General features: G+C 45.0%; 1 protein-coding gene. It reads left to right on the top strand.

Features of this window, described 5'->3' with window-relative positions:
- Nucleotides 1–45: 45 nt before the first annotated feature.
- Complete coding sequence (gene devC, locus IQ246_RS29700) at nucleotides 46–1,221, top strand: ABC transporter permease DevC (protein WP_370588587.1); 1,176 nt, start codon at nucleotides 46–48, stop codon at nucleotides 1,219–1,221.
- The last annotated feature ends 71 nt before the right edge of the window (nucleotides 1,222–1,292 follow it).

Consider the following 1,292-nt stretch of genomic DNA (forward strand, 5'->3'; position numbering starts at 1 on the left):
CTGCCCGATGCCCCCTGCCCCCTGCCCACTCAGCACCTCGTATGTATGATGAGACTACTCCAACAACTGTGGCAGCGAACACCTCTAGGATGGCTGCAACTGAGTCATGAAAAAAGTCGTCTGTTGGTAGCTTTGTCAGGTATTGCCTTTGCTGATGTTTTAATGTTCATGCAACTAGGCTTTCAAACTGCGCTGTATGACAGTAACACCAGATTGCATCGCAGTTTACAGGCAGACATTGTTTTAATGAGTCCACAAGCACGTAATCTGCAAGGGCTGTCTACATTTTCTCGTCGGCGACTATACCAGGCAATGGACATACCAGGGGTGAAGTCTGCACAAGCAATGTATTTCAATTACATAATATGGAAAAATCCCCAAACACTTCGTGAGACGGGAGTATTACTGATTGGGTTCAATCCAGATAAGCCAGCCTTTGACTTATCAGATGTTAACCAGCAATTGCAAACGATTAAGCTACCGAATACCGTTTTATTTGACCGTGGTGCTAGAGGAGAATATCAAAAAGCGATCGCCCAAATTGACCAAGGTAAAACTCTGACTACCGAAATAGAAGGACGTACGATTACCATTAGTGGTTTATTTAAAGTTGGGGCTTCCTTTGGAACTGATGGCAGCTTAATCACCAGCGATCAGAATCTTTTGCGGCTATTTCCTCGGCGCAACTCAAGCAGTGTCAGTTTAGGTTTGATTCAAGTACAACCAGGCTACGACCCAAAAAAGGTAGCAGCAGTCTTAAAAGACTACTTGAAAGATGATGTCAAAGTACTGACCAACGCCGAATTTATTGAATTTGAGAACAACTTTTGGAGAACAAACTCCCCAATTGGGTTTATTTTCAGCCTAGGTGTATCCATGGGATTCGTGGTGGGAGTGATTATCGTCTATCAAGTCCTCTCCACAGATGTGAATTCCCACATTAGAGAATATGCCACCTTCAAAGCAATGGGGTATCGTCATTACTACTTGCTAGGTGTGGTATTTGAAGAAGCAGTGATTTTAGCAGCGTTAGGCTTCTTTCCGGGAATGGGTGTATCCTTGGCACTTTACCAACTGACTCGCAGTGCTACAAATTTGCCGATGTACATGACTGCAATTCGGGGATTACAGGTGTTGGTGTTGACTATCATAATGTGTGCAATTTCCGGAGCGATCGCTACCCGCAAACTTCAAGGTGCTGACCCTGCTGATATGTTCTAGAAAATGGGGAATGGGGCATTGGGCATTGGGCATTGGGCATTGGGCATTGGGCATTGGGCATGGGGCATTGG

Source organism: aff. Roholtiella sp. LEGE 12411 (assembly GCF_015206995.1).
Lineage (GTDB): Bacteria > Cyanobacteriota > Cyanobacteriia > Cyanobacteriales > Nostocaceae > Komarekiella.

Coding starts and splice junctions, on each gene's coding strand:
- devC (WP_370588587.1), top strand. CDS start 46: ATGATGAGACTACTCCAACAACTGTGGCAGCGAACACCTCTAGGATGG.